Source organism: Tritonibacter sp. SIMBA_163 (assembly GCF_046535935.1).
Taxonomy (GTDB): domain Bacteria; phylum Pseudomonadota; class Alphaproteobacteria; order Rhodobacterales; family Rhodobacteraceae; genus Epibacterium; species Epibacterium scottomollicae.
The window spans coordinates 1-241 of sequence record NZ_JAWJBP010001177.1; the positions used below are offsets into that span (position 1 = coordinate 1).

Annotated in this window: 1 protein-coding gene; it reads right to left on the reverse strand. The window is 24.1% G+C overall.

Annotation, left to right across the window (positions count from 1 at the left end):
• A partial coding sequence (locus tag R0J92_RS26030) for a hypothetical protein (protein WP_411053818.1) occupies nucleotides 1-241 on the reverse strand: 241 nt, incomplete at both ends.

Consider the following 241-nt stretch of genomic DNA (forward strand, 5'->3'; position numbering starts at 1 on the left):
CAAACATCTATAATTCCCTCTATGATCTTTGGAATTTGATCTATTCTTATTATTTCAATAGAGGAAGAAAGAAGGTTAACTAAAATTAAATAATCAATCTTTTCTTTGTAGCTATATATCCAATCTAACATATACTTATCAACGCTTATTCTATATGTATCAAAGATTTTTACTGACTCATTTTTTCTTGAAATTGCTGTTTGAATATTAATATCTATATACTCAATTAGAAATATTCCAT